Origin of the sequence: Plectonema cf. radiosum LEGE 06105 (genome assembly GCF_015207665.1) — a bacterium.
Lineage (GTDB): Bacteria > Cyanobacteriota > Cyanobacteriia > Cyanobacteriales > Nostocaceae > Rivularia > Rivularia radiosa_A.
The window spans coordinates 1-5,193 of the sequence record NZ_JADEWL010000245.1 but is presented as its reverse complement, the minus strand read 5'-3'; the positions used below and the strand labels follow the sequence as shown (position 1 = coordinate 5,193).

The window sequence follows — 5,193 nt, the reverse complement described above, 5'->3', positions numbered from 1 at the left end:
AGATGTGTATAAGATACAGCCATCACCCCATCACCCCTTGTCCCTTTAAAAAAACCCCAAATCCGTGCCTTTCCCAGCATGAACTAAAGCTAATTTTTGATAACGTTTGGCGTGTTCGATTAATTCTGCTGCTTGCTCGGCGGAGTTTTGACGTATTACTTTACCTGGAACTCCAACTACAAGGGATAAAGGAGGAATGTTTTTCGTTACTACTGCACCTGCACCAATAATGCTACCACTTCCTACACGCACTCCATCAAGAATTACCGCACCAATACCGATTAAACTACCGCGTTCAATGTATGCAGAATGAATTACGGCTCGATGTCCAATGGTAACGTAATCTTCTAAAATAGTTGGTTGACCTGGGTCACAGTGGAGAATTGCTCCATCTTGTATATTTGTATATTCACCAATTTCAATGCGTTCTACATCACCTCTGATGACTGCACTGTACCAAATGCTTGCTCCTGTTGCAATGCTAACGGAACCCATAACTACAGCATTGGCTGCTATGAAGGCTGCTGCTGAAATATCGGGATAAGACCAGTAGGAAGTAGTAGACACGATAGAATATTAATAAGCTATTGAGAATCAGCTTGGATTATGACCAGAATATCACGACTGAATTTTCAATTTTTAAATAGTCGTTATTTGTGAACGTTCAAATGTCAAGAAGCTTTTTATCTTCTAAAAAACTAGATCCATTATTTCAGTCATGTTGTACTAATAAATAATGAATATAGTTCTTATTCTTAATCAGCGAATATTTTTAAGTGATTACCCATAGGAGTTGTATTGCAAGTGTAAAATTAAACAATTGGTAAAAAATAAAAATAAAGATGTTTATATACACTTCATGATGAATCTAAGCTTGCAGTACCCTATATTTGGTCCTGAAATTCAGTGTCCCCATTGCCATCAAACAATTCCGGCACTGACATTAACTGATACCTATTTATGTCCCCGACACGGTGCTTTTGAAGCTAATCCAGAGACAAGCGAGTTGATTCACCTCCAGTCTGGACGACATTGGCGCAGATGGAACGGTGAATGGTATCGTCAACATAACCATCCCGATGGCATTAGGTTTGAAATTCACGAAGCCCTTGATAAACTATATACCCAAGGTTATCGGGCTACTAAAGTGATTATTGCTCGTCGCTACCGGGAATTAATGGGTGGTTATTTGGAGCGTAGTTCACCTTGGCGCGGTGGACAAAGTTCAGAAACTTCTTCTGCACGATTGTACGGTTTACCAGTAGATTTTAGCCCGGAATTTTCCGAAGATTCTTGCTGGGAAGTCATCAATTTTGATTTAGAAAAAGAACCCGGTGTTCCAGTACGCTACCCGTACTTTAGATTGTTTGAATAATCCGGCGTTGTTAGGAGTCGTCTCTTTGAGAGCTTCTAACCTTTGTTTCTAAATATGTCAATCGGATTTTTTTAGTCGTTATATCAAGTCCGGATGATTAGTTAGTAGTGGGTAGTGGGTAGTGAGTAGTTAGTAGTTAGTAGTGAGTAGTGGGTAGTTAGTAGTTAGTAGTTAGTAGTTAGTAGTTAGTAGTTAGTAGTTAGTAGTAAATTACATAAATCCCAGGCAAAGTTCCCTTGGTGGACTACTATTCACCATTCACCATTCACCATTCACCATTCACTATTCACCATTCACCATTCACTATTCACTATTCACCATTCACTTATTATTAAAACTATTTCAGATGCACCATGTTTCTATTCGGACTGCGGATATCCATCGGGCGATCGCCTTTTACGAACAGTTGGGTTTCCAGGTATGCGAGCGTTTCACCACAGGTTACACTTTGGCTTGTTGGATGGAAGGATTGGGTGGAAGAATTGAATTAATTCAAATTCCTGAGCCAAAACCTGCTGCCGATGCATTTGCAGATGAACATTACGTAGGATATTATCATTTATCCTTTGACATCACTACAATTGCATCGGATTTACCCAGTTGGTTGACAAATATGAAAACAAAATTTGCCGAAGCATCCCACGAACAACCGCAAGTAATACAACCTTTAAAGGTACTTTTAGAACCAACTCAGCAGCAAATAGGCGGTTGTATCTATGAAGTTGCTTTTATTGCTGATACTGATAATTTACCTTTGGAATTTATCAGGAATTTAAGAATAAATTAATTAGTTGTTAATTAATTCAAAATAATTACTTTTATCTGTAGAATATACTTTCCCTGTAGTGTTGCCGAGGCGACAGATTCATACAGTAGATTAGACTATATTCATTAAAAAAAATCTGTAGTTAAGCTTACAGATAAGTCAAGCAAATAAATGTTTGTATCTCTTAGGTTATTGCGTATTCGTAATTTTCCATATTTACTTTTAGTGCTAGGGCTGATCTTAGCTTTATTTCTTGGTGGTGAATCAAGTTATAGTAAATTAGTGGCTGTGTCTAAATGTGTAAATAGTAATAAACAATTAGTGGCAGAAAATAAGACAGTATTAACAATTGCGGACAACGTTTATAAAACAACTTTAGAAAATGGTCTTACAGTCATAACCAAAGAAGTACACACCGCACCAGTGGTTACTGTACAGATGTGGTACAAAGTAGGAACCCGCAATGAAAAACTGGGTGTAAATGGTATTGCTCACCAGTTGGAACATATGATGTTTAAAGGTACAAAAAGTCGTCCGGTACAATTTGGACAACTTTTTAGTGCTTTGGGTAGCAATTCAAATGCTTTTACCAGTCACGACCAGACAGTATATTACAATACTGCTGAACGCAATAAGTTAAAAGCACTTTTAACTTTAGAAGCAGATAGAATGCAGAATGCTGTCATTGACACCGAGCAGCTCTCAAGTGAAAAACAGGTAGTAATTTCTGAATTAAAAGGTTACGATAATGACCCAGAGTACCGTTTAAATAGAGTAATAATGCGGTCGGCTTTTCTCGATCATCCTTATGGATTACCTGTTGGTGGTACGGAAGAAGACGTAGAAAAATTTACTGTTAGTCAGGTACAGAAATACTATGAAAATTTTTATAGTCCTAACAATGCAATATTAGTAGTTGTAGGTGATTTTGAAACAAAGAAAACCATTGAAGCTGTCAAAGAAATATTTGAAAAAATACCAGCAAATCAAAATAAAAAGTTTTTTTTAGAACAAGCGACAGTTAAAAATTTTGCACCGAGAAATTCTTCCGAACCAATAATATTAAAACAACCGGGTGCTGCACCGTTATTTCAAGCTGTATATATTTTACCTGCGGCGAAGCATCCCGATGTACCGGCTTTGGATATATTTGATTATATATTGGCAGAAGGAAGAAACTCACGACTTTATCAAGCCTTAGTAGATTCGGGAAAAGCTAGTGATGTTTCAGCAAGTGTAATTAGCTTGGAAGAAGCAGGTTGGTACGAATTATCAGTAACGGCAAATTCCGTTTCTAAATTATCTAAAATTGCATCAATAGTTAATCATGAAATTAGTTATTTAATCGATAAAGAAGTTAGTTTAGAAGAATTAAATAGAGCAAAAGCGCAGTTACAAGCTTCAGTAATTTTAAGTAACCGTGATATTACCTCTTTAGCAATGCAATTAGGTAACGACCAAGCGACCACAGGCGATTATACTTATACAGACCGTTATTTAGCTGCTATCGAAAAAGTAACAGTCCAAGATGTGCAGCGAGTAGCTAAAAAATACTTTAAACAACAAACACCAACAGTAGGCTTTTTTGAACCAACTCAATTAAAAGCTAAAGAAAAAAGCGATCGCAAACAACTTGTTTCACAACACATCGAAAACTTCTCTAAAAACACCGCAAGAAATGGCGATATACTTAAATACTTACCACCAGTAGATTCGAGTATCGCTTCCACAAGTCGAGTTTTACCATCTAAATTGACTTTAGCTAATGGTTTAGAGATTTTGTTGCTACCAGATAAAAGCACTTCTACAGTAACTTTAGGTGGTTATATCAAAGCTGGTGCAGAATTTGACCCCCCTAATAAAGCAGGATTAGCATCTTTGGTCGTAGATAATTTGATCAATGGTACTAAAAATCAAGATTTCTTGAGTATAGCCAGGACTTTGGATGATTGTGGCGCAAATTTAGACTTTACCACTTACCGTGAAGGAGTTTACATTGAAGGAGACAGTTTGTCTGATAACTTATCAATATTGGTCAAAACCCTAGCAGATATAATTCAAAATCCGACTTTTCCCCAGCAGCAATTGCAGCTAACACGCAAACAAGCTTTAACAAACCTCAAACAAGACTTGGACGATCCAGAAGAAGTTGCTCAAAGAGCCTTTTCACAAACTGTTTTTCCCAAAACACATCCATCTTATAGTTTTCCTTCACAAGAGAGTTTGCAGACAATTATTCGTGCTGATGTCGTAAATTTTCACAGAAAACATTATCGTCCCGATACCATAGTATTAGCTTTAGTTGGAGACTTTGAACCCACACAAATAAAAAAACTTATTGAAAAAGAATTTGGAAATTGGCAAGTTTCGGGTAAAATTCCTCAAATCAAATATCCTCCGGTAAATTTACCCGATTCAGTAGTCCGGGTTAATCCGGTACTGCCTGGAAAAGCCCAAGCAATTACTTTCATCGGCAATAAAGCAATTAACCGTCAAGACCCTAGATATTATGCAGCAATAGTTTTAAATCATATCTTAGGTGGCGATACTATATCAAGTAGACTTGGTTCTCAAATCCGCGACCGTTTGGGTTTAACCTACGGTATTTATAGTAACTTCCTAGCCGGTAGAAATGCCGGGACATTTTTGATTGAAATGCAAACTAGTCCCGAACATACCACAAAGGCGATCGCCAGCACTCGCGAACTCCTAGAAGAGTTACATCAAAAGGGTGTTACACCTACAGAGGTTGAAAATGCAAAACACAATTTGACCGGCAATTACAATGTTTCACTGGCTTCCCCAGATGAATTGACCTACAGAATTATTAGAAATCAAGTTTTAGGTTTAGATACAGAAGAATTACGCAGTTATACTGAGAAAATTCAAGCAGTCACACCCGCTCAAGTCAATCAAGCAGCACGGGAGCTACTTCATCCAGATAAAATTGTAGTAGTAACCGCAGGACCACCAGTTTTAGCCGATCAAGGAAAAAGAAGTAATTAGGAGTTAGGATTTGTAGAGACGTAGCATTGCTACGTCTGTACCGGAG

At 37.5% G+C, this 5,193-nt stretch carries 4 protein-coding genes; 3 read left to right on the top strand and 1 reads right to left on the bottom strand.

Features of this window, described 5'->3' with window-relative positions:
- Window positions 1-45: 45 nt before the first annotated feature.
- The gene (locus IQ247_RS31290; RefSeq protein WP_193926026.1) at window positions 46-567 is read right to left on the bottom strand and encodes a gamma carbonic anhydrase family protein; all 522 of its coding nucleotides are present in this window, start codon (window positions 565-567) and stop codon (window positions 46-48) included.
- Window positions 568-859: 292 nt separating this feature from the next.
- Between IQ247_RS31290 and IQ247_RS31285 the strand changes: the two genes are divergently transcribed.
- From IQ247_RS31285 to IQ247_RS31275, 3 genes are all read left to right on the top strand, one after another.
- Complete coding sequence (locus IQ247_RS31285; RefSeq protein WP_228060214.1) at window positions 860-1,375, top strand: TIGR02652 family protein; 516 nt, start codon at window positions 860-862, stop codon at window positions 1,373-1,375.
- Between the two features lie 346 nt (window positions 1,376-1,721).
- Window positions 1,722-2,162: a VOC family protein gene (locus IQ247_RS31280; RefSeq protein ID WP_193926025.1), complete on the top strand. Its 441-nt coding sequence runs from the start codon at window positions 1,722-1,724 to the stop codon at window positions 2,160-2,162.
- 150 nt (window positions 2,163-2,312) lie between these two features.
- On the top strand, window positions 2,313-5,147 hold the full coding sequence (locus IQ247_RS31275; protein WP_193926024.1) for a M16 family metallopeptidase: 2,835 nt from the start codon (window positions 2,313-2,315) through the stop codon (window positions 5,145-5,147).
- The last annotated feature ends 46 nt before the right edge of the window (window positions 5,148-5,193 follow it).

What these genes read in the sequence shown, in the direction of transcription:
- IQ247_RS31275 (WP_193926024.1), top strand. Translation starts at nt 2,313, where the DNA reads ATGTTTGTATCTCTTAGGTTATTGCGTATTCGTAATTTTCCATATTTA.
- IQ247_RS31285 (WP_228060214.1), top strand. Translation starts at nt 860, where the DNA reads ATGATGAATCTAAGCTTGCAGTACCCTATATTTGGTCCTGAAATTCAG.
- IQ247_RS31280 (WP_193926025.1), top strand. Translation starts at nt 1,722, where the DNA reads ATGCACCATGTTTCTATTCGGACTGCGGATATCCATCGGGCGATCGCC.